Source organism: Mycobacterium sp. NGS63 (assembly GCF_059812295.1).
The window spans coordinates 190,523-216,911 of sequence record NZ_JCALCJ010000004.1; the positions used below are offsets into that span (position 1 = coordinate 190,523).

General features: G+C 67.6%; 25 protein-coding genes and 1 other RNA gene. 16 read left to right on the forward strand and 10 right to left on the reverse strand.

What is annotated here, in order from left to right:
- A complete protein-coding gene (locus AC5Y4Z_RS11400) occupies positions 1-2,334 on the reverse strand; it encodes a nitric-oxide reductase large subunit (protein WP_499963706.1) in 2,334 nt (777 codons plus the stop codon).
- Positions 2,335-2,461: 127 nt separating this feature from the next.
- Positions 2,462-3,823: an FAD-dependent oxidoreductase gene (locus AC5Y4Z_RS11405; protein WP_499963708.1), complete on the reverse strand. Its 1,362-nt coding sequence runs from the start codon at positions 3,821-3,823 to the stop codon at positions 2,462-2,464.
- A 123-nt stretch (positions 3,824-3,946) separates the two neighbouring features.
- Here AC5Y4Z_RS11405 and prfB point away from each other — a divergent pair, with 123 nt between their 5' ends.
- The 12 genes from prfB (at position 3,947) to AC5Y4Z_RS11465 (ending at position 12,808) form a co-directional block, all read left to right on the forward strand.
- A complete protein-coding gene (gene prfB / locus AC5Y4Z_RS11410; RefSeq protein WP_499963710.1) occupies positions 3,947-5,053 on the forward strand; it encodes a peptide chain release factor 2 in 1,107 nt (368 codons plus the stop codon).
- Positions 5,043-6,035 carry a mechanosensitive ion channel family protein gene (locus AC5Y4Z_RS11415; RefSeq protein WP_499963712.1) on the forward strand — a complete coding sequence of 331 codons (993 nt, stop codon included), beginning with the start codon at positions 5,043-5,045 and terminating at the stop codon, positions 6,033-6,035. Before prfB ends, AC5Y4Z_RS11415 begins: the two co-directional genes overlap by 11 nt.
- Positions 6,032-6,517, forward strand: coding sequence for an Rv3103c family proline-rich protein (locus AC5Y4Z_RS11420; protein ID WP_499963714.1), 486 nt, complete (start codon positions 6,032-6,034; stop codon positions 6,515-6,517). Before AC5Y4Z_RS11415 ends, AC5Y4Z_RS11420 begins: the two co-directional genes overlap by 4 nt.
- Positions 6,518-6,560: 43 nt before the next feature.
- Positions 6,561-7,250, forward strand: a complete 690-nt coding sequence (gene ftsE, locus AC5Y4Z_RS11425) for a cell division ATP-binding protein FtsE (RefSeq protein ID WP_499964765.1) — start codon at positions 6,561-6,563, stop codon at positions 7,248-7,250.
- On the forward strand, positions 7,251-8,144 hold the full coding sequence (gene ftsX, locus AC5Y4Z_RS11430) for a permease-like cell division protein FtsX (protein WP_499963716.1): 894 nt from the start codon (positions 7,251-7,253) through the stop codon (positions 8,142-8,144).
- A 2-nt stretch (positions 8,145-8,146) separates the two neighbouring features.
- Entirely contained in the window at positions 8,147-8,656 is a 510-nt protein-coding gene (gene smpB / locus AC5Y4Z_RS11435) for an SsrA-binding protein SmpB (protein WP_499963718.1), read from the forward strand.
- The gene (locus AC5Y4Z_RS11440; protein ID WP_499964767.1) at positions 8,653-9,498 is read left to right on the forward strand and encodes an EamA family transporter; all 846 of its coding nucleotides are present in this window, start codon (positions 8,653-8,655) and stop codon (positions 9,496-9,498) included. Before smpB ends, AC5Y4Z_RS11440 begins: the two co-directional genes overlap by 4 nt.
- A 32-nt stretch (positions 9,499-9,530) precedes the next feature.
- Complete coding sequence (locus AC5Y4Z_RS11445; RefSeq protein WP_499963719.1) at positions 9,531-10,376, forward strand: maleylpyruvate isomerase family mycothiol-dependent enzyme; 846 nt, start codon at positions 9,531-9,533, stop codon at positions 10,374-10,376.
- 135 nt (positions 10,377-10,511) lie between these two features.
- Positions 10,512-11,474: a ferritin-like domain-containing protein gene (locus AC5Y4Z_RS11450; protein WP_499963721.1), complete on the forward strand. Its 963-nt coding sequence runs from the start codon at positions 10,512-10,514 to the stop codon at positions 11,472-11,474.
- A 153-nt stretch (positions 11,475-11,627) separates the two neighbouring features.
- Positions 11,628-11,995: a transfer-messenger RNA gene (gene ssrA, locus AC5Y4Z_RS11455) on the forward strand.
- 154 nt (positions 11,996-12,149) lie between these two features.
- Positions 12,150-12,389: a DUF6364 family protein gene (locus tag AC5Y4Z_RS11460; RefSeq protein WP_499963723.1), complete on the forward strand. Its 240-nt coding sequence runs from the start codon at positions 12,150-12,152 to the stop codon at positions 12,387-12,389.
- 2 nt (positions 12,390-12,391) lie between these two features.
- Positions 12,392-12,808, forward strand: a complete 417-nt coding sequence (locus AC5Y4Z_RS11465) for a PIN domain-containing protein (protein ID WP_499963725.1) — start codon at positions 12,392-12,394, stop codon at positions 12,806-12,808.
- A 72-nt stretch (positions 12,809-12,880) separates the two neighbouring features.
- Here AC5Y4Z_RS11465 and AC5Y4Z_RS11470 read toward each other — a convergent pair whose 3' ends face one another.
- Positions 12,881-13,135, reverse strand: coding sequence for a type II toxin-antitoxin system Phd/YefM family antitoxin (locus AC5Y4Z_RS11470; protein WP_499963728.1), 255 nt, complete (start codon positions 13,133-13,135; stop codon positions 12,881-12,883).
- A gap of 77 nt (positions 13,136-13,212) precedes the next feature.
- Between AC5Y4Z_RS11470 and lipY the strand changes: the two genes are divergently transcribed.
- Both lipY and asnB read left to right on the forward strand, forming a co-directional pair.
- Entirely contained in the window at positions 13,213-14,463 is a 1,251-nt protein-coding gene (gene lipY, locus AC5Y4Z_RS11475) for a triacylglycerol lipase LipY (protein WP_499963730.1), read from the forward strand.
- Positions 14,464-14,549: 86 nt separating this feature from the next.
- Positions 14,550-16,487 (forward strand): asparagine synthase (glutamine-hydrolyzing), encoded by a 1,938-nt coding sequence (asnB, locus tag AC5Y4Z_RS11480; RefSeq protein WP_499963732.1) that lies wholly within the window; start codon positions 14,550-14,552, stop codon positions 16,485-16,487.
- On the opposite strand, the gene AC5Y4Z_RS11485 is transcribed toward asnB, so the two are convergent.
- From AC5Y4Z_RS11485 to AC5Y4Z_RS11500, 4 genes are read right to left on the reverse strand one after another with little or no spacing between them, the layout of a single operon-like run.
- Positions 16,488-17,249 (reverse strand): enoyl-CoA hydratase/isomerase family protein, encoded by a 762-nt coding sequence (locus AC5Y4Z_RS11485; RefSeq protein WP_499963734.1) that lies wholly within the window; start codon positions 17,247-17,249, stop codon positions 16,488-16,490. It lies immediately after the preceding gene.
- Positions 17,246-18,031, reverse strand: a complete 786-nt coding sequence (locus AC5Y4Z_RS11490; protein ID WP_499963736.1) for an alpha/beta fold hydrolase — start codon at positions 18,029-18,031, stop codon at positions 17,246-17,248. Before AC5Y4Z_RS11490 ends, AC5Y4Z_RS11485 begins: the two co-directional genes overlap by 4 nt.
- Complete coding sequence (locus tag AC5Y4Z_RS11495; RefSeq protein WP_499963738.1) at positions 17,998-19,062, reverse strand: acyl-CoA dehydrogenase family protein; 1,065 nt, start codon at positions 19,060-19,062, stop codon at positions 17,998-18,000. The genes AC5Y4Z_RS11490 and AC5Y4Z_RS11495 overlap by 34 nt, the downstream gene beginning before the upstream one ends.
- Complete coding sequence (locus tag AC5Y4Z_RS11500) at positions 19,059-20,195, reverse strand: acyl-CoA dehydrogenase family protein (protein WP_499963740.1); 1,137 nt, start codon at positions 20,193-20,195, stop codon at positions 19,059-19,061. The genes AC5Y4Z_RS11495 and AC5Y4Z_RS11500 overlap by 4 nt, the downstream gene beginning before the upstream one ends.
- A gap of 138 nt (positions 20,196-20,333) precedes the next feature.
- Between AC5Y4Z_RS11500 and AC5Y4Z_RS11505 the strand changes: the two genes are divergently transcribed.
- Positions 20,334-21,230 carry an AAA family ATPase gene (locus tag AC5Y4Z_RS11505; protein WP_499963742.1) on the forward strand — a complete coding sequence of 299 codons (897 nt, stop codon included), beginning with the start codon at positions 20,334-20,336 and terminating at the stop codon, positions 21,228-21,230.
- Positions 21,223-22,344 carry a vWA domain-containing protein gene (locus tag AC5Y4Z_RS11510; RefSeq protein WP_499963744.1) on the forward strand — a complete coding sequence of 374 codons (1,122 nt, stop codon included), beginning with the start codon at positions 21,223-21,225 and terminating at the stop codon, positions 22,342-22,344. Before AC5Y4Z_RS11505 ends, AC5Y4Z_RS11510 begins: the two co-directional genes overlap by 8 nt.
- A gap of 4 nt (positions 22,345-22,348) precedes the next feature.
- On the opposite strand, the gene AC5Y4Z_RS11515 is transcribed toward AC5Y4Z_RS11510, so the two are convergent.
- Genes AC5Y4Z_RS11515 through AC5Y4Z_RS11525 form a run of 3 tightly spaced genes read right to left on the reverse strand, consistent with a single transcriptional unit; the run spans position 22,349 to position 26,317 of the window.
- On the reverse strand, positions 22,349-24,955 hold the full coding sequence (locus AC5Y4Z_RS11515; protein ID WP_499963746.1) for a xanthine dehydrogenase family protein molybdopterin-binding subunit: 2,607 nt from the start codon (positions 24,953-24,955) through the stop codon (positions 22,349-22,351).
- Positions 24,948-25,439 (reverse strand): (2Fe-2S)-binding protein, encoded by a 492-nt coding sequence (locus AC5Y4Z_RS11520; RefSeq protein WP_499963748.1) that lies wholly within the window; start codon positions 25,437-25,439, stop codon positions 24,948-24,950. Before AC5Y4Z_RS11520 ends, AC5Y4Z_RS11515 begins: the two co-directional genes overlap by 8 nt.
- Positions 25,439-26,317, reverse strand: a complete 879-nt coding sequence (locus tag AC5Y4Z_RS11525) for an FAD binding domain-containing protein (protein ID WP_499964768.1) — start codon at positions 26,315-26,317, stop codon at positions 25,439-25,441. Before AC5Y4Z_RS11525 ends, AC5Y4Z_RS11520 begins: the two co-directional genes overlap by 1 nt.
- Between the last annotated feature and the right edge of the window lie 72 nt (positions 26,318-26,389).

The following is a 26,389-nucleotide window of genomic DNA, read 5'->3' on the forward strand; positions in this document are numbered from 1 at the left end:
TCAGTCCTTCGCCGGAACCCGGGCGTCGTCGGCCCCGGCCTCGGTGTAGAGCGGATGGTCCGGCAGCTCGTCGACCGTGGTGCCCGAACGGAAGTTGCGCAGCGCGGTCCAGGCGATCCAGACGAACGGCAGTACACCGCCGACGATCAGGATGATGTCGCCCGGCATCCGCAGCCATTCGATCACCGCGTTGCCGGGTTTGGTGATGTAGCCCAGCGACCGCGCCTCGAAGTAGCCGTCGTTGACCGAGTGATACAGCTGCAGCACGCCGAGCGGTAGCAGGGTGACGAACACCATCCACGCCAGGCCGATGTTCATGCACCAGAACGAGATCCGCGCCAACTTCTCGGGCCACTTGTCGGCCGGGATCACGTAGCGGAACGCGAACATGGCCAGGCCGACCGCGAGCATGCCGTACACGCCCATCATCGCCGCGTGCCCGTGGTTGGCCGTCAGCGCCGTGCCGATCTGGTAGTAGGACACCACCGGCAGGTTGATCAGGAAGCCGAAGATGCCCGCGCCCAGGAAGTTCCAAAAGCCAACGGCGACAAGGAACATCACCGCCCAGCGATGGGGGAACGGGTTGGCGTCGCCGGACTGCTGGCGCGCACCCAGCTGCAAGAACGCCCACGCCTCGACCGTCAGGAAGGTCAGCGGGATGACCTCGGCGGCCGAGAAGAAGGCGCCCAGCGCCATGTGCTCCACCGGGGTGCCGGAGAAGTACAGGTGGTGCATGGTGCCGATGACGCCGCCGGCCGAATACAGGATCACGTCAAGGAAGATCACGCCCAGCGCGATGCGTTCCCGCACCACGCCCAGCAACACGAACATGTACGCCACCATCACGGTGGTGAACAGTTCGAGGAAGTCCTCGACCCACAGGTGCACCACCCAGAACCGCCAGAAGTCCGCGACGGTGTAGTGGGTGCCGCTGCTGGCCAGCAGCCCGACGGCGTAGAACACGGGAATGGCCAGCCCGGAGAAGAAGAACAGCCACGGCATGTTCATCTTCGACTCGCCCTTGAGCCGGGCCCGCATGCCCCGCCAGATGATCGCGATCCACACGAACATCCCGATGATCAGCAGGATTTGCCACAACCGCGGCAGGTCGAGGTACTCCCACTGCTGGGAGAGCAGCCCGCCCGCCGGGATCACGCCGTAGATCGACAGCGCCTCGGTGATCAGCGAGCCGAACACCACCACGGCGACCGCACCCAGCAGCACGTAGGCCAGCACGGCCTGACGTTTGGGCTCCCGGCGGGCGATGAACGGCACCAGGAAGATGCCGCCCGCCAGAAATGCCGCCGCGGTCCAGAACAGCGCCAGCTGCAGGTGCCAGGTGCGGGCGAGGTTGTAGGGCAGCACGCGGGCCAGGTCCAGTCCGAAGAACGTCGACAGGTCGGCGCGGTAGTGCTCGGCCGCCGCACCCAGCAGCGTCTGCGCCAAGAACAGCACCGACACGATCGCGAAGAACCAGATGCAGGCCCGCTGCGCGGGTGTCAGGCTCACGTCGCCGGGCTGGCGGAACGACAGCGTCGACGATTCGGCGCTGTGCCAGCCCACCTTCTGGCTCCAGCGCCCGTAGACGGCGAACATGATCCCGATGCCGCCCAGCAGGGCGATCAGCGACAGCGCCGACCACACGATCACCGGCGCGGTCGGGCCGTTGTCGACGCGCTTCTCGGCCGGCCAGTTGTTGGTGTACGTGTAGCTGTGGCCGGGACGTTCGGCCGCGGCCGCCCACGCCGTCCAGGCGAAGAACGCCGTCAGCTGGCGAACCTGCGTCTTGTCGGTGATCAGGTGGGGCAGCAGGCCGTATTTGGTGGAGTTCTCACCGAAGTAAGCCGCGTACTGGCTTTGGATGTGCTCGAACGCGGTGGCCTGCCGGTTGGTGAAGACCAGCGTCTTGTCCGCGGCGTTGTAGCGGTTGGTGCGGAACTCGGTGGCGACCCGATCGTGCGTATCGGTGATGCCCTGCGCCCGCAGCTGATCGGCGACGTCATCGGTTGCCCGGCGCAGGTATTCGGCCGTGTAGTCCGGGCCCAGGTAGGCGCCGTGGCCGAGCACCGACCCGTACTCCATGAGCCCCCGAGCCTGGTACAGCTCTTGGCCTTTGGTGATGTCGTCGGCGGTGAACAGCACCTGGCCGGTTTCGGTGACCACCTTGTCGGGCATCGGCATCGACGCCGTGTAGGTCCGGTACGCCAGGATGCCCATCACGAGAAAGCCGAAGATCATCACCAGGGCCACGCCCTGGATCCAGCCCTTCCCGATCAGCGGCTGGGTCGACGGTTGGTCGGATTGTTGCGTCGTGGACAACGGCTCAGCGGCCATCTGGCGAGCTCCCTCCGGTTTGACGGCGATGCCATAGCCATCCAACCGCGCCCGGCGGGGGTCGCGACAGTACTTCGGCGAAGGATAGGGACCAAAGCCACCGGGTTGAGGACCGAATGCCCGCGGGTCAGCCGTGACCGATGCGCAGCAGCTCGGCCAGGTTCGGCAGCTTGACGCGGGGACGCCCGTGCGGCTCGCCGGCCGCGCGCTCGTGGCGGTCGATGACCTGCCAGTGCGCCGAGGTGACCAGCTTCGGCTGGCGCGACGCCAGCCAGTCGGCCAGCCTGTCGGCGTGGTCGGCGGGCAGGTCCGCGAGACCGTCGGCGCCGGCGAGGTCGTCCAGCAGCGTGTCGACGGTGTCCTGCGAGTCCTTCTTATTGGTGCCGATCACGCCCGTCGGCCCGCGCTTGATCCACCCGACGACGTATTCGTTGCGGCTGCCCTCGATCCGTCCGCCCGTGTTGGGGATGGTCGCGCTCTTGTCGTCGAACGGCAGCCCCGGCGTGGGCACGCCGCGGTAGCCGACCGACCGCACCACCAATTGGGCCGGCAGTTCCTCGCGTTCGCCGGTGTCCTTGGCCGCCACCCGGCCGCTCTCGTCGCTGACCAGCTCGTTGCGGCCGAGCACGATGCTTTCCACCCGGTCTTCGCCCTTGATCTCGATCGGAGAAGTCAAGAACCGGAACACAATTCGGCGATGCCCGGGCCGCGGGGCGCGCTGGGCGTAGTCGCGCAACACCTTGATGTTCTGCTTGGTCGTCTTGCCCGCCGCGGCCGCGTCGTCGTCGGTGATGCCGTCGAGCTGCGCCGGGTCGACGATCACGTCGACCCGTTCGAGGTCCGCGAGCTCTCGCAGCTCCAGCGTCGTGAACGCCGTCTGCAGCGGGCCGCGCCGGCCGATGATCACCACTTCGTCCACACCGCACGGGCGCAGCGACTCCAGGGCGTGGTCGGCGATGTCGGTGCGCGCCAGCTCGTCGGGATCGGTCACCAGGATGCGCGCGACGTCCAGCGCCACGTTGCCGTTGCCGACGACCACCGCCCGGGTGCCCGACAGGTCGGGGGTGCAGTGCTCGAAGTTCGGGTGCGCGTTGTACCAGCCCACGAAGTCGACGGCGGCGACGCTGCCCGGCAGGTCCTCGCCCGGGATGTTCAGCGCGCGGTCGGACTGCGCCCCGACGGCGTAGATGACGGCGTCGTAGCGCTCGGCGAGCTCGGCGGCCTCGACGTGCTCGCCCACCACCACGTTGCCGAAGAAGCGGAACCGCGGGTCTTCGGCGGTCTTCTCGAATTGCTTGCTGATCGACTTGATCTTCGGGTGGTCGGGCGCGACGCCCGAGCGCACCAGACCCCAGGGCGTCGGCAGCATCTCGACCATGTCGACGGCCACGTCGATGTCCTCCGAGGCGTCGGCCGCCTTGAGCAAGGAGGACGCGGCGAAGAATCCCGACGGCCCGGATCCGACGATCGCGACATGGTATGGGCGCATATGTGAGGCCTTCTGCTCGTGCCCGGCTGCGGCGCAAGGGGCTGTGGAGAATCTGGCCGCAGTCGCGCGGTGCACATGATGGTCTCCTGATGCTAAACGTTGAGGCCGGTAACGTGGGCCCCTGTGGAACCCGACCGTCAAGCCGATATCGCCGCCCTTGACTCCACCCTGACCACGGTGGAGCGGGTGCTCGATGTGAACGGTCTGCGCACCCGCATCCAGAAGCTGGAGCAGGAGGCCTCCGACCCCAACCTGTGGGACGACCAGGCCCGCGCCCAGCGGGTGACCAGCGAGTTGTCCCACACCCAGGGGGAGCTACGCCGCATCGAGGAGCTGCGCCAGCGCCTCGACGACCTGCCGGTGCTCTACGAACTCGCCACCGAGGAGGGCGAAGCCGACACCCTCGCCGAGGCCGACGCCGAACTCAAGGCACTGCGCGCCGATATAGAGGCCACCGAGGTGCGCACGCTGCTCTCCGGGGAGTACGACGAGCGGGAGGCGCTGGTCACCATCCGTTCGGGCGCCGGCGGCGTGGACGCCGCCGACTGGGCCGAGATGCTGATGCGGATGTACATCCGCTGGGCCGAGCAGCACAAGTATCCGGTCGAGGTGTTCGACACCTCCTACGCCGAGGAGGCGGGCATCAAGAGCGCCACCTTCGCGGTGCACGCCCCGTTCGCCTACGGCACGTTGTCCGTCGAACAGGGCACCCACCGGCTGGTGCGGATCAGCCCGTTCGACAACCAGAGCCGGCGCCAGACGTCGTTCGCCGAAGTCGAGGTGCTGCCCGTGGTGGAGACCACCGATCACATCGACATTCCCGAGGGCGACGTGCGGGTCGACGTCTACCGTTCCAGCGGGCCGGGGGGCCAGTCGGTGAACACCACCGACTCGGCGGTGCGTTTGACACACATCCCGACGGGTATTGTCGTGACTTGTCAGAACGAAAAATCGCAACTGCAGAACAAGATCTCGGCGATGCGAGTGCTTCAGGCAAAGTTGTTGGAGCGCAAGCGATCAGAAGAGCGAGCCGAGCTTGACGCGTTGAAGGGTGAGGGCGGCAGCTCCTGGGGCAACCAGATGCGCTCCTACGTGCTGCACCCCTACCAGATGGTCAAGGATTTGCGAACCGAGTACGAGGTCGGCAACCCGACCGCCGTTCTGGACGGAGACATCGACGGATTCCTGGAAGCGGGAATCCGGTGGCGCAACCGAAAAGATGACGATTAATACGAACCTGATGGCCGCGGCGACAGCCTCACCGGCGCAGCGCTGGGCGGAGTTCTGGCACGGCCAGATCGGCGAATGGATCATCACCCGTGGCCTGCGGATCGCCATGGTGTTGATCGCGGCGGTGCTGGCGGCCCGCTTCGTCAACTGGATCGCGGATCAGGTGACCCGGCAGCTCGACCTGGGTTTCGCCGAAAGCGACGCGCTGGTGCGCTCGGAGGCCACCAAGCACCGCCAGGCCGTGGCGTCGGTGATCTCCTGGGTGTCGGTCGTCATCATCGCCATCTGGGTCATGCTGCAGATCGCCGACATCCTGCAGTTCTCGGTGAAGGGACTGGTCGCACCGGCGACCGTGGTGGGCGCCGCGCTCGGGTTCGGCGCTCAACAGCTGGTGAAGGACCTGCTGTCGGGCTTCTTCATCCTCGTCGAGAAGCAGTACGGCTTCGGGGACTTGGTGACCCTGACCATCGTCGCCTCGACGGAGGCCAGCGGCACGGTCGAAAACGTGACCCTGCGGGTGACCCGGCTGCGCTCACCCGACGGCGAGGTGTTGACCATCCCCAACGGCCAGATCGTCAAGGCGGTCAACCTGTCCAAGGACTGGGCGCGCGCGGTGGTCGACATTCCGGTGTCGACCAACGCCGACCTCAACCGGGTCAACGAGGTCTTGCACCAGGAATGCGAACGGGCGATGGACAACCCGGTGCTGGGGGAGTTGCTGCTGGACGAGCCCACCGTGATGGGCGTGGAAAGCATCCAGGTCGACACCGTCACCCTGCGCATGGTGGCCCGCACGCTGCCCGGTAAACAGTTCGAGGTCGGCCGCCAGCTGCGCGTGCTGGTCATCCGGGCGCTGGCCCGCGTGGGAATCGTGACCGCCGCCGACGCGACGGTGGGGATTGTCGACGACGCCGCCCTGCCCGACGCCGACGAGGCGGCCGCGAAAACCGAGACGACCGAGGGCACGGTGCGGCGGTCGTGAAATTCACGCTGAACATCCTCGAAAAGCGCAACGACGCCAAGCGAGGCTGGAGCCACCTGTTCGGCGGGCGCATGCGCACGTCGACGTTCGTGTTGATCGTCGCGTTCCTGGCGGTGTGGTGGCTTTACGACACCTATCGCCCGGAAGCGACGCCCAAGCCGCCGGCCCCGCAGGTGGTGCCGCCGGGCTTCGTGCCCGACCCGAACTACACCTGGGTGCCCCGCAGCCGGGTGCAGCAGCCGCCGGCCACGGTCACGTTCACGCCGACCCCGACCACCACCGTCCCGCCGAGCACCACCACGCCGCCACCCGTCACGACGACCACCACGCCCCCGCCGTTCGAGCTGCCCAAGCCGCCGTGCCTGCTGCCGCCGCCCTTCTGCCCGCCGAGCACCAGCGCGACACCGACCCCCACCTCCCCGCCGCAGCTACCGCAGCCGGGACCGGGTCCGGCGCCGAGTTCGCAGCCCCCGGCCAGCTGACTTCGCTTACCAGCGAAATTCACCGCTACACTGGCGTGCCGTGATGATCACCCTGGACAGCGTCAGCAAGAAGTACAAGGCGTCGGCTCGGCCGGCGCTCGACGACATCAACGTCAAGATCGACAAGGGTGAATTCGTCTTCCTCATCGGGCCGTCGGGTTCGGGCAAATCGACGTTCATGCGGCTGCTGCTGGCCGAGGAGACGCCGAACACCGGCGACATCCGGGTGTCGAAGTTTCACGTCAACAAGCTGCCCGGACGGCACGTCCCGAAGCTGCGCCAGGTGCTCGGCTGCGTCTTTCAGGACTTCCGGCTGCTGCAGCAAAAGACGGTCTACGAGAACGTCGCCTTCGCGCTGGAGGTCATCGGCAAGCGCCGCGACGCGATCAACCGGGTGGTGCCCGAGGTGCTCGAGACGGTGGGTCTGTCCGGCAAGGCCAACCGGCTGCCGCACGAGCTGTCCGGTGGCGAGCAGCAACGGGTCGCGATCGCCCGCGCGTTCGTCAACCGGCCCCTGGTGCTGCTGGCCGACGAGCCCACCGGCAACCTCGACCCCGACACCAGTAAGGACATCATGGATTTGTTGGAGCGGATCAACCGCACCGGCACGACCGTGCTGATGGCGACGCACGACCACCACATCGTCGACTCGATGCGGCAGCGGGTTGTCGAGCTGTCGCTGGGCCGGCTGGTGCGCGACGAGCAGCGCGGCGTCTACGGAATGGATCGCTAAGTGCGCTTCGGCTTCCTGTTCAACGAGGTCCTGACCGGCCTTCGTCGCAACGTCACGATGACGGCCGCGATGATCCTGACCACCGCGATCTCGATCGGCCTGTTCGGCGGCGGCCTGCTGGTGGTCCGCCTGGCCGAGCACTCGCGCGCCATCTACCTCGACCGCGTCGAGACGCAGGTCTTCCTCACCGAGGACGTCTCGGCCAACGACCCGTCCTGCGGCACCAATCCGTGCAAGGCGCTGCGGGACCGGATCGAAAAGCGCGACGACGTGAAGTCGGTGCGGTTCCTCAACCGCCAGGACGCCTACGACGACGCCATTCGCAAGTTTCCGCAGTACAAGGACGTCGCCGGGAAGGATTCGTTCCCAGCGTCTTTCATCGTCAAGCTGAACAACCCCGAGCAGCACAAGGACTTTGACACCGCGATGCAGGGACAGCCCGGCGTGCTGTCCGTGCTCAACCAGAAAGACCTGATCGACCGGCTGTTCGCGGTCCTGGACGGCTTGAGCAACGTCGCGTTCGCCGTCGCTTTGGTGCAGGCCGTCGGCGCGATCCTGTTAATTGCCAACATGGTCCAGGTCGCGGCGTACACGCGCCGCACGGAGATCGGCATCATGAGATTGGTCGGAGCCAGCCGCTGGTACACCCAGCTGCCGTTCCTGGTGGAGGCGATGGTCGCCGCGGCGGTCGGTGTGGCCATCGCGGTCGGCGGCCTAATCCTCGTGCGGGCAACGTTTTTGGACAACGCGCTCAACCAGTTCTACCAAGCCAACCTGATCGCGCGGGTCGACTACGCCGACATCATTTACATCTCGCCGATCCTGTTTCTGCTCGGCGTGTCGATGGCGGCGCTGACCGCCTACGTGACCTTGCGTCTGTACGTGCGGCGGTAGCTGTGCCCAAGGACTCGAGCCGGACCAAGGCGGCGGGTGACCAGCGTGGCAGCAAACGAATCGTGGCCACCAATCGCAAAGCGCGGCACAACTATTCGATCGTCGAGCTTTACGAGGCAGGCGTGGCTTTGCAGGGTACCGAGGTCAAGAGCCTGCGCGAGGGTCAGGCGTCGTTGGCCGATGCGTTCGCAACCGTCGACGACGGCGAAGTGTGGTTGCGTAACCTGCACATTCCGGAGTATCAGCACGGTAGCTGGACCAACCATGACCCACGTCGCAATCGAAAGTTGTTGTTACATAGGCAACAAATCGACAGACTGGTCGGCAAGATCCGGGATGGTAACCTCGCCCTCGTGCCATTGTCTCTGTATTTCTCAGAAGGAAAGGTCAAGGTCGAGCTCGCACTTGCGCGCGGCAAGCGAGCGTACGACAAGCGCCAAGACGTGGCTCGCCGGGATGCCCAACGCGAAGTGCACCGTGAACTCGGGCGCCGAGCCAAGGGCATGAACTGATTGGGGCCGCTTACGCCCAGCTGTCCGCCGTTACGTACGGTGTCAGCGATTTTGTGGGCGGTGTAGCCGCTCGACGGGTGCCGGCGTTGCGGGTGATGCTCGTGGCGTACCCGATCGAGACAATCCTGCTCGGCGCGATGGCCGTCGCCGTGGGCGGGCCGATCACCGGCGGCGCGGTCTTTTGGGGCTGCCTGTACGGCGTCGGCATGGCGTTCGGCATGTGGGCCTTCTTCGCGGCGCTGGGCGCCGGGCCGATCTCGGTGGTCTCGCCGTTGGCGGCCGTGCTCAACGCCGCCGTCCCCGTGGCCGTCGGTGTGGCGCTGGGGGAGCGGCCGGGGCAGGCCGCCTCGGTGGGCGTCGTGCTGGCACTCGTCGCTGTCACGCTGGTCAGCCGCGAGGCCACGGCCGAGGGCACCACGCCGTATCGGTTCACGCCGAAGGTGGCGTGGCTGACGGTCGTGGCGGGGGCGGCGATGGGGCTGAACCTGGTGTTTTTGCATCAGGCGCCACACGCCTGCAAGCTGTGGCCCCTGGTGTTCGCCCGGATGTCGGCCACCCTGGTGGTGTTCATCATGGCCGCGCTCAGCAAGAACGCGCGGCTGCCGCAGGGCAAGCCGCTGAAGCTGGCCATGGGAGTCGCGCTGCTGGACGTCGGCGCGAACGTGACCATGCTGCTGGCGCTGCACACCTGGCTGCTGTCGCTGGCCAGCATCCTGATCTCGCTGTATCCGGCGGCCACGGTCGTCCTGGCGATGGTGGTGCTGCGTGAGCGGGTGAGCCGCTGGCAGGGGGTCGGCATGGTGATGGCCATGGGTTCCGTGGCGATGATCGCCGCAAGCTGACGGTCGCGCCGCGGGCGGCCTACTATCCGACCATGGCCGACCGCCCCGTCACCCTGCTGGAGAAATCCGACGTCCTGCCCGGTCTGTTCGCGGTGTGGGACTCCCTGGACGCGTTGCTGGACGGGCTGCCCGAGGGCGACTGGGAAACGGCGAGCCCGCTGCCCGGCTGGGACGTCAAGGCCGTCGTGTCGCACATGATCGGGACGGAGTCGTTTTTGGCCGGCGTCGCGGCGCCGGAACCGGATGTCGACGTCAAGGCCCTTGAACACGTGCGCAACGACATCGGCGCGATGAACGAGTGCTGGGTGCGCCATTTGAGCGCCGAATCGGGCGCCGGCGTGCTGGAGCGGTTCCGCGCGGTGACCGCCGATCGGCGCGCGGTGCTGGCAGCCATGCCCGAGGACGACTGGAACGCGGTGACGCCGACGCCGGTCGGTCCGGAAAGCTACGGGCGGTTCATGCGGGTACGGGTGTTCGACTGCTGGATGCACGAGCAGGACATCCGCGACGCGCTGGCGCGGCCGTCGTCCGACGACGCGTTGCGCGGGCCCGCGGCGGAACTGTCCCTCGACGAGGTCGCGGCCACCATGGGCTACGTCGTCGGCAAGCTGGCCAAGGCGCCCGACGGCTCCCGTGTCCTGTTCGAGCTGACCGGTCCCGTCGCGCGCAGCGTCCGCGTCGACGTGACTGGCCGCGCCCGGCTGGTCGACGACTTCGGCGGCGACGAACCGACGGCGACGATCCGGATGGACGGGGTGCAGTTCACGCGGCTTTCCGGCGGTCGTCCGATGAGCCCCGCGCGACCGCAGGACGTCGAACTCGACGGCGACAGGGCGGTGGCCAACCAGGTCGTCGAGCACCTGAATTTCGTGATCTGACAGCCTCTTTGGCGGCGATTTAAATCACAGTGCGCGACATATGTGTATCCGCGCGCCCTGATTGGGTAGCCGGAAGCGTACGGGCGCACCTCGCGCCGACACCCGAATCGTCAATGCCAGGGGGAACCAACAGTCATGACTGCACCCGACACCACTCGCCTGCTCGCGCAGCTGCGCACGCTGCTCGACCTGACCAATACGGAGATCCAGGTCGCGGAAACCCGCGTCGCCCAGGCGCGCACCCAGGCGGTGCGCCGCGAGCTCTCGCAGAACGCCGCCAACGGCCGCAAGCGGGCCGAGTCCCTCGAGGCCGCGATCCGCAAGCTGGGCGGTTACCCCGATGTCATCGGCCCCTTCCTGGGTCGCGCCGCCGCGGCGGTCAAGGCGCTCACCGAGCAGGCCCAGCCGTTCGACGAGGCGCTGCTGGGTGACCTCGCGCTCGAGGACCAGCTGCTGGACCGCGCCCGCTACGCCAAGGCGCTGGCGGTAGCCGCAAAGCGCCAGGACATCGTCAATCTCGCCGATCGCCTGATCACCGCGCACGCCGCGACCGTGGACTGGCTGACCACCGTGCTGGCCGAGGACGCGCTCGGCGGGCCGGCCGCGCTGCGCCGCACGCCGTTGCAGGCGGCCGCCGGCACCGCCGTGAAGCTGGTCAACCTGCCGGCCACGTGGTCGGCGCGTGGGGTCGACCGGACCGTTGAGGCGCTGCGCTCGGCGGGCCCGGCGTTCAACGACCTCGTCAAGCGCGGCGGCAACGCGGGCGAAATCGCCGCCAAGGCGCTGTCGGCGTCCCAGAGTGCCGCCCTCAAGGCGGCCGAGCGGGTCACCCGTTCCGAGGGGGCCGACGAGGCTGCGGACGCGCTGCACTCCGGTCGCACCGCCGCCGGCGTCTTGGAGGCCAATGAACTGCCTATCCGCAAGTACGACGACCTGAACGTCAACCAGGCGGTGGACGCGATCAAGAAGCTGACCGCCCCCAATGACGTTCGCGCGATCCTCGCCTACGAGGAGGCGCACAAGAACCGGCAGAGCATCGTCTCGGCCGCGCAGACCCGCGTCGCCGCCATCGCGCAGGACGTCGTCGGAATCAAGTAGCTCAGACCAACAAGCGCCGTTCTCGGCAACCGAGTACCCCCTGCAGTCGTCAGACCGGGGGGTACTCGGCTTTGGCGGGGAAGTTAATTCCGTTGCCGCGTGTTGTTAGCCGGGTACCATGGATTGTCCTGCCGAAAGTCGGCGGGGATGCGAGGGGCTGAACGGTTTCGACTTCGCGCATCGAATCAAGGGAAGCGTGCCGGTGCAGGCAAGAGACCACCGTAAGCGTCGTTGCAACCATATAAGCGCCGATTCACATCAGCGCGACTACGCTCTCGCTGCCTAAGCGACAGCTAGTCCGTCAGACCGGGAACGCCCTCGACCCGGAGCCTGGCGTCAGCTAGAGGGATCCACCGGTGAGTCCGGTCGCGGGACTCATCGGGACATGCACAGCGACTGGGATCGTCATCCCGGCTGGTTCGCGTGACCGGGAGATCCGAGTAGAGGCATAGCGAACTGCGCACGGAGAAGCCTTGAGGGAATGCCGTAGGACCCGGGTTCGATTCCCGGCAGCTCCACAGCTTGACCAGCAGATTTACCCGAATCAATCGCCCTTCACCACATCTTTGATCACGCACCGCGCGGTTGCCGTCGACACCAGTTTTCCCGACCATGGCTGCCGCGGGGTGTGAACGCGCAAATTCATCCTGTGATTCAGTGCTACACTGGATCACAGTGACGACGAAGAACATTACCCTTTCCATGCCCGAAGAATTGGTGCGCCGCGCGAAGGTGCTGGCGGCGCAGCGTGATATGTCCGTATCGAGTCTGGTTGCGCGGCTGCTGGAGCAGCTCGTCGGAGATGTGCGCGACTACGACGAGGTGGCCGAGCTCGAGCGTCGGAGGATGAACACAGGCGTCAGCCTGCAGGTTGGTCCAATCACCTGGTCCCGCGACGAGGTTCACGAACGCTGACAATGGAGTTCGTCGACACCAACATCCTGCTCTATGCATATGACGTGACGGCCGGCGAACGGCACGACAGGGCCAGCGCGCTCGTCGATCGGCTGTGGCGTGAGCGCCGTGGGGCAATCAGCATTCAGGTTCTGCAGGAGTTCTACGTCAATGCGACGCGCAAGGTCGTGAAGACGATCGATCCCGTAGTCGCGGTCGACATGCTCAAGAGCCTCGTGCGATGGCGGGTCCATTCGCCGCTGTCCGATGACGTCATCGCCGCGGCGATGTTGTCGAGTCGCTACCAGCTTTCCTTCTGGGACGCCATGATCGTCCGCAGTGCCGCCGAATTGCGTTGTGACACTTTGTGGACGGAGGACCTCAACGAGGGTCAGGTCATCGAAGGGGTACGGCTGAGCAATCCGTTCAACAGCGGATAGCCTCGAGAGCCGTTGTCGCTCTTGCGCTGCCGGTACCGGAGCTCCTTCGTCATTCACGTCACTTTGTGGCTGTCAAGAAGCAGCATCGCCGTGGTGGTGCGTGCCGTAAAGCATCTCCTGGATCTCAGCGTCGACGTCGAACGAAGAGTCGTCGTAAGTGAGCTGGCCCCGCAGTCCGCCGAACGCGACAGCGACGGCTTGATGGGGCACCAAATCCGCTACCGGCTTGCCGGCCTTTGAGATGACCACTCGCTCGCCGCCTGCCACCCTCTCGAGGAGTCGCGAGAGGTGCGTCTCCGCCTCATCGATGTTCACGTTCACCGTCACCGCATTCGATGGTAGAAGCCTGGACTTAGTTGGTCTAGTCCGCGGGGCGGGCCCCATTGGCGCCATCAAACCCCTACATGACTCCACTGGGCGGGCATAAGCTCTGGTATCCGGGGATCGGTAATGGGAGCGGCACAGTGTCGTATGTTGTTGCGTTGCCCGAGGTGATGTCGGCCGCGGCCGCGAACGTGGATTCGATCGGTTCGGGCGTCGCCACCGCAAGCCATAGCGTTGCGAGCGCCACCACGACGGTGGTGGCCGCGGCCGAGGACGAAGTGTCGGTGGCGATCGCGGGGCTGTTCGGGGCGCACGGGCGGGCCTTTCAAGCGCTCACCGCGGAGGCGACGGCGTTTCACCAGGGATTTGCGCAGGCATTGACCGGCGCGGCCGCCGCGTACGCCGGCGCGGAGGCGGCCAACGCGGCGCCGCTGGCGGACTTCGAGCAGGCGTTGCTCGGTGCTGAGCAGCAAATTCAGCAGCTACCAACGACATTGGCCGCCGGAATCAGCAATGAACTCAATTTCTTGTTTTTCGCGCCAAGTTCCCCGCTCTTAGCGCAACTCACGGGCGACAACCCGCTCCTTTCGATCGGGATCAGTAACTCGCCGCCACGGTTGCTGACATTGCTGCTGGGAGAAACCGTCCAGTACAGCACTTTTGACGGGATGCGCGTCGTGCAGATCACGCCGGCACATCCCACCGGTGAGTACGTGGTCGCCATTCACGGTGGCGCCTTCATCTTTCCGCCGTCGATCTTCCACTGGCTGAACTACGCGGTGACGGCCTACCAGACCGGCGCGACCTTCGAAGTGCCGATTTACCCGTTGATGCAGCAGGGTGGCACCGCCGGCGTGGTGGTACCCCAGATGGCCGGTCTCATTTCTGCGCAAATCCAGCAACACGGGTTCCAGAACGTCAGCGTGATCGGCGACTCCGCGGGCGGCAACCTCGCACTGGCCGCCGTCGAATACCTGGCCGCCACCAACCAGGCCGTTCCGGCGTCGATGGTGTTGCTGTCCCCCTGGTTGGACTTGGCTCGGTCCGGGGGGCCGATCGGCCAGGTGTGGGCGGGCAATCTTCCGCTGACCAACTATCAGGTGAGTCCGCTGTTTGGGTCGCTGAGCGGACTTCCGCCGACGTACGTCTACTCGGGTTCGCTGGATTCGCTCTTCCCCGAGGCGCTGGCTTTGCAGCAAGAAGCGGTCGCCCAAGGGGCACCGATGAGCTTCGTGCTGGCCGATCTCCAGGTCCACGACTGGATTCTGCTCACCCCGACCGGCCTCCGGCACTGGGCGCAGATCGACCAGCAACTCGGCATCTTGCACTGACGCGCAATCGTGCGCTTGTCGTCTCGGGCTGATGCATACGCGCATCCCAATTCCAGCCGCCTTCCGAACTGGCAGGATGATCGACGATGTGCGGATTCGTTGCCGGGCTGCTTCGCGACGACGTGGAGCCGACGCGCGTCGACCGCGCCCTGGCGACGCTGCATCACCGGGGCCCGGACAGCGTCGGCCGCTGGATCTCGCCGGACGGGCGCTGGTTCCTCGGCCACACACGCCTGTCCATCATCGGTCTGGATAACGGCGACCAGCCGATCGCCAACGCCGCGGGCGACGTCCACATCGTCGTGAACGGTGAGCTCTACGGCTACCGCGCGATCCGCGAGCGCCTGCGCGCGGAGGGGTGCCCGTTCACCACCGAATCCGACAGCGAGATCGCGCTGCACCTCTACCTGCGCGAGGGCATGAACCTGGGGCGCCACCTGCGCGGTGAATTCGCGGTCGTGATCGCCGACCGCCGCAACGGCGCGCTGCTCGCGATCCGCGACCGGTTCGGGATCAAGCCGCTGTTCTACAGCGTGCACGAGGGCAACGTGTACTTCGCGTCGGAGGTGAAGGCGTTGCTCGCGCTCGGTGTCCCCGCGCGCTGGAACCGCGAGGCCGTGCTGCAGGAGTGCTTCCACTTCCGCCCGCACTCGCGCTCGGTCTTCGACGGCATCTACACGGTTCCGCCGGGTCACTACGCGATTGCGCAGCGCGGCGAGGTCAGCGTCTACCCGTACTGGGACCTGAAGTTTCCGACCGCGGCCGAGATCGCCGCCGACGACCGCAGCGACGCCGAGGTCGTCGCGGGCTTTCGCGACGTGCTCGACGACGCCGTGCGCGAGCGCCTGGTCGCCGACGTCGAGGTCGCGAGCTATCTGTCGGGCGGGATCGACTCGTGCTCGGTGCTCGGTCTGGCCCAGCTCCACATGGACCGCCCGATCCGCGCGTTCACGCTGTGCTTCGAGGACGCCGCCTACGACGAGTCGGAGTTCGCGCGTGCGCAGGCCGAGCGTTCGGGCGCGAGCTTCCACCCGGTGCCCGTGCCCCCGCGCGCTCTCGCCGAGGCGTATTCCGACGCGGTCTGGCACGCGGAAACGCCGTTCGTCAACGCCCACGGCGTGGCGAAATTCCTGTTGTCACGCGCGGTTCGCGACGCGGGCATCAAAGTGGTGTTCACCGGCGAGGGCTCGGACGAAATGCTCGCGGGTTACGCGCCGTTCCGGCGCGACGTCCTCCTCTACAACAGCGCGAGCCAGGACCCCGAGATCGTCGCGAAGCTGCTCGCGGAGATGCGCGAGTCGAGTTCCAACCGCGCCGTTCCCATGCTCACGCCGACCGAGGACGCACCGATCCGCGAGCTTGATGCCGTCGCGCGGCGCCTCGGCTGGATTCCGTCGTGGATCAAGACCTTTGGCGCGACCGGCGCGCACGCGGCGGGGTTTTTCAGTGCGGAAATGGCCGAGAGCGTGGCCGGCATCAATCCTTACGAGCTCGCGCTGTCGCGGCTGCCGGTCGACGAGCGGTTGGCGGGCCGCGATCCGCTGAACCAGGCGCTCTACCTGTGGTCGCGGATCCATCTGCCGAACTTCATCCTGACCTTCCTCTCCGACCGCATGGAGATGGCGCACTCGATCGAGGGCCGCCTTCCGTTCCTCGACCACCTCGTCGCCGAATACGCGGCCGGCATCCCGATTCACATGAAGGTCAACGGCATGCGCGAGAAGCACGTGCTCCGTGAGGCGACGCGCGACGTACTGATCGAGCCCGTCTACAACCGCGAGAAGCACCCGTTCGTGACGCCGCCGGCCAAGGTCGGCGAGGCGGACGCGATGCTCGAGCTGATGGGCGATGTGTTTGGCTCGCGGCTGCTCGACGAGCAGCCCATCTTCGACGCGGCCGCGGTGCGCAAACAGTTCGCCTTGCTGCCCGAGTGCACCCCCGAGGAGCGCACGACCCTCGACGGCCTCTGGAATCGGGTGCTGAGCTTCACGCTGATGCATCAGCGGTTCGGCATGACGGGTTAATCAGCGACCGGTGAACAGGGGAGCGCGGCGCTGGGCGGCCGCCGCCACGCCCTCGCGGAAGTCGGCGGTCGCCTGTAGCCGGGTTTGTTCTTCGAGCTCGCGGGCGGTGGCCGCGGCGACGGCTTCGGCGAGTCCGGCGCGCATGGTGGCGCGGATGCTGGTCAGCGCCAGGGGAGCCGAGGCGGCGATCCGCTGGGCGAACCGGATCGCCGCCGCGCGCACGTCGCCGTCGGCGGCCAATTCGTCGAACAGCCCTGCCGCGTAGCCGATTTCACCACCGATGCGCTCACCGGTGAGCATCCATTCGAGCGCTTTCTGCCCGCCGACAACTCGCGGCAACGTGGCGGTGATCCCGAAGCCGGGGTGAAACCCGAGCCGGCTGAAGTTGGCCGCGAATTTCGACGAGGGTGCGGCCACTCGGAAGTCCGCGCTGAGGGCGAGCCCGAGTCCGCCGCCGATCGCGGCGCCGTGCACCGCGGCGACAACGGGCTTGCCCGTGCGGAACAATCGGATCGCCTGGGCGTAGAGCTCGCCGGGCGACGAACGATCCGCGGCGGGCCGGGAGAAATCGGCGCCGGCGCAGAAGTGTTTACCCTCCGCGCACAACACGATCGCGCGGCATTCGACGTCGCCGTCCAGTCGCTCGTAGGCGTCGGCGATGCCCCCGATCAACGCGGTGTCGAAGTAATTGTTCGGCGGTCGGTGCATTTCCACCACCGCCACGTGGCCGGCCAACTCGACGCTGACATCGGCGGCGCTCATAGTTGTTCCAGCAGTTCGCGAACGGCGGCATTGAACGCCTCGGGCTGATCCATGTTCGCCGCATGCCCCGCGTTGTCGATGACGATCTTGCGGGAATTGGAGATCTTGCGGTGCATGTAGTCGGCCGGAGATAGGAAGTCGGTGTCCCGGGCGCCGACGACCACCAGCGTGGGCACCGCGATGGTGTCGAGGGAGGTGATGACGCGAGCGTCCTTTTGTGCCATCACACCGCGGGCGGCGCGGGGGAGCCCCTCGGGATGCTGGTGCACCGCCAGCGCGACTTCCGCCGAGAAATCGGTTGCCTCTTCGCCCCGCTCGAGCTGTTGGGCGCGCCGTTCCACCCAGGCGTTCCACTTGTCGCGTGCCGCGTCGTTGCGGTAGCCCGGCCCCGTGTCAACGAGCACCAGCGCGGCCACCCGCTCCGGATGGGTCAGGTGAAAGGCGAGAGACAGGTAGCCGCCCAGGGACATTCCGCCGACCACGGCCCGCTCGGCACCCGCCGCGTCGAGAATGGCCGCCATGTCGGCCACACTGATCCGCTCGCTGTAGCGGTCCATGTCGTCGGGCGCGTCGCTGCTGCCATGGCCGCGCATGTCCCAGACGATCACCGGCCGATCGGAGCTCAATGCATCGATATTGCGGTCCCACATGCCCGAGGTCGCGCCGAATCCGTGCGTGAGCAAAAGCGGCACACCCGGCGCCTGCGGGTTGTGCACCCGGAAGGCCAGGGTGACGCCGTCCGGGCGCTTCAGTCGGTCCACTGCACCACCCCCGATCCGCACTGGATGGCCGGGTACAGGGCGTCGGGACCGCGCGCGACCAACGCCGCTCCGAGCCGGTCCGCCCAACGATGATGCCCTCCTGGTTCGTCTCGCCAGGCCCAGAGTCGACGGGTCAGATAATGCAACGGGTACTCCTTCGTCATACCGATAGCGCCATGCGTCTGATGGGCGGCCGCCGTGACCAGCTGGGCGGCCAGGTCGGCAAGCGTTTTGGCGCAAGCGATCTCGAAGCTCCCGCGGCCCGCGTCGAGCGCTTCGACCGCACCGTTGAGAGCCGACGCGACCACGGCCGCCTGCTGGTGGATGGTGACCAGGTGGGCTTGGACGGCCTGGAAGCGGCCGATGGGGCGGCCGAACTGCTCACGTTCGCCGCTGTAGCGCAACGTCATTGCCGCGACGGCGCTTATCGCGCCGGCCATCAACGCGGCGCGCCCCAGCGCGGTGCGCTCCCGCAGCGTTTGTTCGGTGACCGCGCTCGGCGCATCGGCGCGCGCGGTCACCGGTACACCGTCGAAAACCACCGTGTCGCGCGGCTCGTCGGCGAGGTTGGCTCCGCGTCTGACCGCCGGGCCGCCCGACGGTGCCGCCGGGCCGGGCGCGAGCACCACGACGCCGTCGACCAGCGCGACAACATGTTCGGCGCGGTGACCCCATGGCACGGCCTGCACCGTCCCGAAAAGTCGGTCTCCGTCGAGATGCAGCGCGCCGGCGGGCGGCGCCACCGTGCGAACGCCGTGCGGCAGCGCGAGGCCGGCGGACGCCAATAGCCAACCGCCGACCAGTCCCGCCTCGGCCAGCGGCACCGGCGCCGCGTGTGCTCCCGCGGCACGCAGCAACTGAATCGCGTCGGCAACGCTGCCCCCGGCCCCACCCAGACCCTCCGGGACGGGAACGTCGCTGAACCCGCTCTGCTGCAAGGCGTTCCATAGCCGCGGCGCCCAGCCGGCAGCTTCCGCTTCGCCGACATTTTCCCAATGGCTGTGTGCGGCAAACAGCTTGGTGGCCGCGGTATACAGTTCGTCGTCGCTCATGACAAACCCTTGGCGGCGACCGAGCGCAGTATCTCGTTGGTACCGCCCCGGATCGTGAACGACGGGGCTTCCAGGACCGCGCGGCGCAATAGCCGCTCGAAGAGTGACGGCTCGTGGCCGCATACGAGCTCACGGTCCAACAAGTCCCGCAGCGCATTCACGACGTCCTGTTCGAAGCGGGTGCCCATCTCCTTGATGAGCGCGGCCTCGGCCGCGGGCGTGCCGCCCGCGTCGATCGCCCGGGCCACGGCCAGCGAAAGCCGCCGCAGCACCCAGTACTGGGCCGCGAGCTCGCCGACCAGCCGGCGTCCGGCGGCACCGGCGGCCAGATCCGGCCACTCGCGGATGAACTCCTGGACGAGAAGGAACGTCGAGATCCATCGGTCCGGGCCGCTGCGCTCGAAGGCCAACTCGTTGGCGTTCTGCGCCCAGCCCTGCCCGATTTCGCCGATCACCATGTCGTCCGACACCGCCACGCCGTCCAGGACCACCTCGGCGAAGTGGTCGGTACTGCCGTTGAGGAAGGGAATCGGCCTGACCGTCACGCCGGGGCTGCGCATGTCGATCAGGAAGCGGCTCAGCCCTACGTGGCGGGCGCCGTCGGAGGTTCGGCACAGCGCAATCATGTAGTCGGCACGCATCGCGTTGCTCGTCCACACCTTGACTCCCGATACGCGCCAGCCATCGCCGTCGCGCACACCCCGCGTCCGCACCGACGCGAGGTCGCTCCCGGCGTCCGGCTCGCTCATGCCGATGCAAAAACACAACTCCCCCCGGCAGATTCGGGGCAACAGCCACCGCTTCTGGTCCTCGGTGCCATAACGCACCAGCACCGGGGCGATCTGCCGGTCGGCCACCCAGTGATGCCCGACCGGGGCGCCCCAGCGCAGCAGCTCTTCGACGACAACAAAGCGGTCGACGGCGGTGGCGTCGCGACCGCCGTAGCGCGCCGGGACCGCCATGCCGACCCAACCACGCTCTGCCAACGCGGCGGAGAACGCCGGATTGACCTCAGCGCCCATCCCGAGGCCGGGCTCGAATGTCCCCCAGGGCAGGGTCTCGGCCAGGAACGCGCGAACCTGCTCGCGCAATTCCAGCTCCGCGGCGCTGAGCGCGGCAGGCGACGTGACCATACCTGGCAGGCTGCCACAATCTCGCTCCCGGATGCGATACCCCCGGCGAGCGAGGATGCGGATCGTGGACGGGCGGCCTCGTCGCTTCGTAGAGTCAGCAGTTGTGTGCGCGCACTGAACCGGTCAGGAGGTGCACCCGTGACGACCGACGCGGTCCGCCAGCTCCAAGCGGACCTCGCCCGCTTCGGCTACCTCGCGGACGAGGGTCTGGCCACCGCCATTCATCTGGCCGTGCGGCTGCGGCGCCCGCTGCTGCTCGAGGGTGAGGCCGGGGCGGGCAAAACCGAGGTCGCCAAAACCTTGGCGCGCCTTTCCGGCGCCAAGCTGTTGCGCCTGCAGTGCTACGAGGGCATCGACGTGTCGCAGGCGGTCTACGAATGGGACTATGCCCGGCAATTGCTGCACCTCAAGGCCGCGGAAACCGGTGGCGCAGAGGCGGTGGCGGCCGCTGAAGACGAACTCTTCTCCGAGCGATTCCTCGTTCGGCGACCACTCCTACAGGCCCTCGAGAACCGCGATGGCCCCCCGCCGGTGTTACTCATCGACGAAATCGACCGCGCCGATGACGAGTTCGAGGCGTTCCTCTTAGAGATCTTGTCCGATTTCGCGGTGACCGTACCGGAACTCGGAACGTTCGCGGCCGAGGTGCCGCCGCTCGTGGTCCTGACCTCCAATCGCACCCGCGACCTGCACGACGCCCTCAAACGGCGCTGCCTCTATCACTGGGTCGACCATCCCGGCATCGACAGAGAAGTGGCCATCGTGCGGCTGCGCGTGTCCGAGGCGAGCGATCGGCTGGCACGGCGGGTCGCGGCCGCCGTGGAGGCGTTGCGGGGACTCGACTTGTACAAGCCCCCGGGGGTGGCCGAAACGATCGACTGGGCAAGAGCATTGGCCGAACTGGGTGAGCCCGAGTTGGCCGACACCGATATCGAGCACACCCTCGGCTGGGTGCTGAAGTATCGCGAAGACATCGAAAAGGCAAGGGCGGCAGGGCTGGACACCTTGGTGCGGGTGGCCGACGACGATGTCTGACAGCGCGAACCGGCTCGCGGTGACCTTCGCACGCCGCCTGCGCGCCGAGGAAATGGCCGTTCCCACCGGCTCGGTGGCGCTCTTCGTGTCGGCGCTCAGCGAGCTCGACCCGACCGACCGTGACAGCCTGTACTGGGCGGGGCGTGCGGTTCTGGTCAAGCGGCCCGAGGACATCGATACGTTCGATCGCGTATTCCGTTCGGTCTGGCTGCACCAACCGCCGGACGCCCCTTCCACCGCGAAAGCCGCGGCGGAGAGGGTCGGCGTCGACGACGACCTCGGGCCGGAGACCGACGACGACGCCGGGCACCCGAGCGGGGCACCCACCACGGCCGTTCGCTACAGCCCGGTTGAAGTGCTGCGCAGCAAGGACTTTGGGGTATACACCGCGGCGGACTTTGCCGATGCGCAGCGGTTGATGGCCGATCTTCATGCGACAGCGGCGATGCGACGCAGCAGACGGCGGCGACCCGCCAAGTGGCAGAGACGTTCAAGGCACCGACGCCCTGACATCCGCGGCACTGTGCGCGGTGCGTTGCGCACCGGCGGAGAGCCCATCCGCCGAGCCTGGTGTGCGCCGACCCTGCAGCCCCGCAGGCTTGTCCTGTTGTGCGATGTCAGCGGCTCGATGGACCCCTACTCCCGGGCGCTACTGCGGTTCATGCATGCGGCGGTGGTCGGCCGCCGCCGCGTGGAGGCCTTCACTGTCGGAACACGCCTGACACGGCTGACGCGGGAACTGTTGTCCCGCAACCCGGATGATGCGCTGCGTCGCGCGGGCGCGGCGGTGCCCGACTGGTCTGGAGGCACTCGACTCGGGGACACCTTGCGCGACTACAACAACGAGTGGGGGATGCGGGGCATGTCTCGGGGCGCCGTCGTCGTCATCCTCTCCGATGGCTGGGAGCGGGGCGACCCGGCCGTCATCGCCGATCAGATGGCGCGGCTGTCGCGGGTGGCTCACAAGGTGGTGTGGGTCAACCCGCTCAAGGCGTCGCCCGGCTACGCCCCCCTGGCCCGCGGTATGGCCGCAGCGCTGCCGTACATCGACGAATTCGTCGACGGTCACAACCTCGACGCGTTGGACGAGCTGATCGAGGTCATCTCGCGATGACGGGCTATCGGTCGGCGCGTTCGGGGATGACGCCTGCGAGCTCGAGGATCCTGGTCGGCGGGAGATGCTGTTCGGTGATCCGGACGCCGAGGTCGGCGAGGGCATCCTCCACCGCGTTGGTGATCGCCGCCGGAGCGCCGATCATGCCCCCTTCGCCGACGCCGCGATAGTTGTAGGGGATGTCCGTCGGCGTCTCGATGTGATGGATCTCGATCTCGGGGATCTCCATCGTGGTCGGGATCAGGTAGTCCATGAACGTCCCCGACCGGGGCTGCCCGTCCTCCCCGTACGTGCATTTCTCGTAGAACACCGCGCCCACGCCCTGCGCGACGCCGCCGCGGATCTGGCCTTCGACGATGGCCGGGTTGATCATCTCGCCGCAGTCCTCCACGACCGCGTAGCGCGGAATCCTCACCTGGCCGGTCTCGAGATCGACCTCGACCCAGCAGACGTGCGTGGACTGCGCCCATCCGCCGGCGCCGCCGTCCCAGTCCCGGTGCACCCGGATGGCCTCGCCACGGCCCAGCCGGTCGGTGTTGCCGACTCCGGGGCCATTTGAGCCGCGCCGCATCGCCTCCTCGGCGACCTCGCGGAACGTCCGCGACATCGTGGGGACGCCCGCGACGTGGATGTCGCCGTCTTCGATGACGATGTCCGCCGGCGATGCCTCCAACAGGTCCGCGGCGATGTCGACAATGTGCTCGCGCAGCGTGTGCGCGGCGACCCCGACGGCACCGCCCGCCATCGCCGCCGACCGGCTGCCGCCGGTGCCCATCATGCTGAACGGCGCAAAGTCGGTGTCGCCGTAGCTGATTCGGACAGCGTCGACGGGAACGCCGAGCTCGTCGGCCGCGACTTGGGCGAGCGTCGTCTCGTGGCCCTGGCCATGGGGCACCTGGCAGGTGTGGACCGTGACGCCGCCATCGCCCTCGAGGACCGCGTAGATCTGCTCGGCGCCGACGAACGCCGAGAAGCCGGGCATGACCGAGTCCATGTAGCCGGGCGGCCCCGGAGCCGCTTCGATGTAGGTCGCGATCCCTAGGCCGAGGCGACGACCCTGCTCCCGAGCCGAAGCCTGCTGCGTGGCCCAATGTTCGAAGTCGGCGACCTCGAGAGCTTTCTCGAGGGTGGTCTTGGCCGACATGCGCACATCGAGGGTCGGACCGGTGAGCATCGTCGTCGGGAGCATGTCGGGACCGACGATGTTGCGCATCCGGATCTCGGCGCGGCTCATGCCCAGCTCGCGGGCTATGACGTCGAATAGCCTTTCGCGGACCCAGGTTTCGACCGCCCAGGGACCCCGGTAGGGGACGTACGTCGGTTTGTTGGACGAGACGACCTCGATGTCGAACCGCATCGCACCGAACCGGTACGGACCGGGGAACATCGTCTGGATGATGCGGCAGAACAACGGTGCCGCGTACGGGAATCCCGGATAGGCCCCCGCGTCCATCGTGAGCTTGGCGCGCAGGCCCCGCACCGTCCCGTCGTTCATCACCGCGGCCTCGACGGCCATCTGGTCGTCACGGGCCTGGCCGCCGAGCACGAGGTGCTCGTTGCGGTCCTCGATCCACTTGATCGACCGGCCGAGGCGCAGCGTGGCCGCGCACAGCGCGATCTCCTCGCGCAGCACGGTGCCCTTGCATCCGAACGCACCGCCGATGTCGCCCGTGACGACCCGCGGGAGGCGTTCCCTCGGTGTTGCCATCAATCCGAGGAGTGAGCGGTTGAGGTGGATCATCCGCATCGGGTCTTTGGCGATCTGACGCAGCATGATCGGCATCAACCGCTTGGTGTCTTTCGTCATCGTCGGGTGGGCGCGGATGAACTCGCGGATCCCGGCGAATATGGCCGTCGTCTGTTCGCGTTGGCGGAACATGTCGCGCACCGACATCCACACCGGCCGCCGTGCCAGGCACATGGCGATGGCCCACTTGAGGACGTGCGCGGCCTGGTGGGCCGCGTGCAGCGTGAGGTTGCCGTCGGCGTCGATCTCGGCCACCGCGCCTCGGGTCTCCATCGGCTGGTTGGCGTGGCGGTGCTGGCGGAACGTCTCGCTGACCACTCGATCCGCCCCGGCGAACGCCGCATCGACGTCACCGAACGACTCCGACGCCGCCCAGATGACGTTGCCGTCGGCCTTCGGCCAGACCGCCGGCCGGCTGGGATCGTGGGCGTGCGCCAGCGTCGCGATCGGTTCCAGCTCCTCGTACTCCACGTCGACCAGCTCCGCCGCGTCCTCGGCCACCGCGCGTGACGTCGCCACCACGATGGCAACCGGATCGCCCACCAGGCGAACGCGATCGACGGCCAGAGCAAAGTGCCACGGGTCGTATAGGTCCGGCAGGGCGAACATCCCCATCAGCGGGTTGGTGATCGCGGCGATGTCACGACCGGTGAAGATGGCGTACACGCCGGGAACGGCGGCGGCGCGGGTGGTGTCGATACCGCGGATCAAGGCGTGGGCCCATGGGCTGCGGACGAATGCCGCGTGCGCCATGTTCGGGACGACGACGTCGTCGACGTACCGACCGCGCCCGCTGAGCAGTCGGCGGTCCTCGACCCTGCGGACGCGGGCGCCGACGAATCGCCCCATCATCTGTTCACGCATCGTGCGCACCTCCTCCGGTGGAGGTCAGCTTGTTTATGGCTTCGGCGACGCCCTCGAGGATCGATGCGTATCCCGTGCAGCGACACAGGTTTCCGGCGAGCTCCTCTTTGATCTGCGCCGTCGTCGGCGCCGGGTTGTCCGCCAGCAGGCACCGCACCGTCATGAGGAATCCCGGCGCGCAGAACGCGCACTGGAACGCGTGGCGCTCCCACATCGCCTGCTGGATGACTCCCAGGCCATCTTCGTCGCCGAGCGACTCGACGGTCTCGACGGCCGTCCCCTCGGCCTGCATCGCCAGCATCAGGCAGGAACGGACGGGCTGACCGTCGACCGCCACCGTGCACGCACCACACACACCGTGCTCGCAACCCAGGTGGGTGCCGGTGAGCCCGAGGTGGTCGCGGAGCAATTCGGCCAGGGTCGTGCGACCCTCGACCACGGCGCGCTCGTCGCGCCCGTTGACCCGCAGGCTGATTTCCCGCATCAGACGCCCGCCCGTTCCGTGGCCCGCTTGGTGGCCTCGGCGAGCCCGCGGCGGGTGAGCACCCCCGCAACGTGCGCCCTGTACTCCGACGACGCGTGGTCGTCAGCGGTCGGCTCCAAGGCGGTCGACACGAGGTTCGACGCCTCCGCAAAGAGCGCGCGGTCGGGGGCGTTGCCGTCGAGCAACTGCTCGGCCTCGGCGACGCGCACCGGCGTGCTGGCAACACCGAAGAACGACAAGGCCGGTCGCCGCAGCAAACCGGTTTCGTCGATCTCGAGCGTCGTCACCAGCCCGACCAACGCGAAGTCCCCGTGTCGCCTGCTCACCTCCAGCACCGACCACCCCGCGCGTGGCGCCCACGCGGGAAAGCGCGCTCCGACGAGCAACTCGTCGTCGGCCAGCGCGGAGGACAGGTATCCCTCGAAGAAGTCGCCCGCGGCCACTGTCCGCTGTCCGGCCGAGCCCCGCACCGTCATCTCCGCGCCGACCGCCAGGGCAACCGCGGGCAGTTCGGCCGCCGGATCGGCATGGGCCAGGCTCCCGCACAGCGTGCCCCGACTCCGGATCGCCCGATGACCGACGTACGGCATGGCGCCGACAACCGGGGGCGCGGCGGCGGCCGCGGCGTCGGACCTCTCGACCCGCGCGTGTGTCACCGCCGCGCCGACCGAGACAGTGCCGTCGTCGTCCACCTCGATCGACTGCAGGCCTTGTACCCGGCCGATGTCGACGAGGTGTCCGGGATGGGTCAGCCGGAGGGCGAGAACCGGAAGGAGGCTTTGCCCGCCGGCAAGCACCTTGCCGTCGCCGCCATACGTTTCCAGCAATGCGACTGCTTCGTCGACCGTGTCCGGCCGGTGGTAGTCGAATGGCGACATCTTCACGGCGGGTCTCCCTCCGACGGACCCTGGATTTTACGCGTTCTAGGACGCCAGGTCCTGGTGTCACGG

What these genes read in the sequence shown, in the direction of transcription:
- AC5Y4Z_RS11415 (WP_499963712.1), top strand. Translation starts at nt 5,043, where the DNA reads ATGACGATTAATACGAACCTGATGGCCGCGGCGACAGCCTCACCGGCG.
- AC5Y4Z_RS11445 (WP_499963719.1), top strand. Translation starts at nt 9,531, where the DNA reads ATGGCCGACCGCCCCGTCACCCTGCTGGAGAAATCCGACGTCCTGCCC.
- AC5Y4Z_RS11500 (WP_499963740.1), bottom strand. Translation starts at nt 20,195, where the DNA reads ATGGTCACGTCGCCTGCCGCGCTCAGCGCCGCGGAGCTGGAATTGCGC.
- AC5Y4Z_RS11465 (WP_499963725.1), top strand. Translation starts at nt 12,392, where the DNA reads ATGGAGTTCGTCGACACCAACATCCTGCTCTATGCATATGACGTGACG.
- ftsE (WP_499964765.1), top strand. Translation starts at nt 6,561, where the DNA reads ATGATCACCCTGGACAGCGTCAGCAAGAAGTACAAGGCGTCGGCTCGG.
- AC5Y4Z_RS11405 (WP_499963708.1), bottom strand. Translation starts at nt 3,823, where the DNA reads ATGCGCCCATACCATGTCGCGATCGTCGGATCCGGGCCGTCGGGATTC.
- AC5Y4Z_RS11525 (WP_499964768.1), bottom strand. Translation starts at nt 26,317, where the DNA reads ATGTCGCCATTCGACTACCACCGGCCGGACACGGTCGACGAAGCAGTC.
- AC5Y4Z_RS11485 (WP_499963734.1), bottom strand. Translation starts at nt 17,249, where the DNA reads ATGAGCGCCGCCGATGTCAGCGTCGAGTTGGCCGGCCACGTGGCGGTG.
- AC5Y4Z_RS11510 (WP_499963744.1), top strand. Translation starts at nt 21,223, where the DNA reads ATGTCTGACAGCGCGAACCGGCTCGCGGTGACCTTCGCACGCCGCCTG.
- AC5Y4Z_RS11495 (WP_499963738.1), bottom strand. Translation starts at nt 19,062, where the DNA reads ATGAGCGACGACGAACTGTATACCGCGGCCACCAAGCTGTTTGCCGCA.
- AC5Y4Z_RS11450 (WP_499963721.1), top strand. Translation starts at nt 10,512, where the DNA reads ATGACTGCACCCGACACCACTCGCCTGCTCGCGCAGCTGCGCACGCTG.
- asnB (WP_499963732.1), top strand. Translation starts at nt 14,550, where the DNA reads ATGTGCGGATTCGTTGCCGGGCTGCTTCGCGACGACGTGGAGCCGACG.
- AC5Y4Z_RS11400 (WP_499963706.1), bottom strand. Translation starts at nt 2,334, where the DNA reads ATGGCCGCTGAGCCGTTGTCCACGACGCAACAATCCGACCAACCGTCG.
- AC5Y4Z_RS11515 (WP_499963746.1), bottom strand. Translation starts at nt 24,955, where the DNA reads ATGCGTGAACAGATGATGGGGCGATTCGTCGGCGCCCGCGTCCGCAGG.
- AC5Y4Z_RS11520 (WP_499963748.1), bottom strand. Translation starts at nt 25,439, where the DNA reads ATGCGGGAAATCAGCCTGCGGGTCAACGGGCGCGACGAGCGCGCCGTG.
- lipY (WP_499963730.1), top strand. Translation starts at nt 13,213, where the DNA reads ATGACTCCACTGGGCGGGCATAAGCTCTGGTATCCGGGGATCGGTAAT.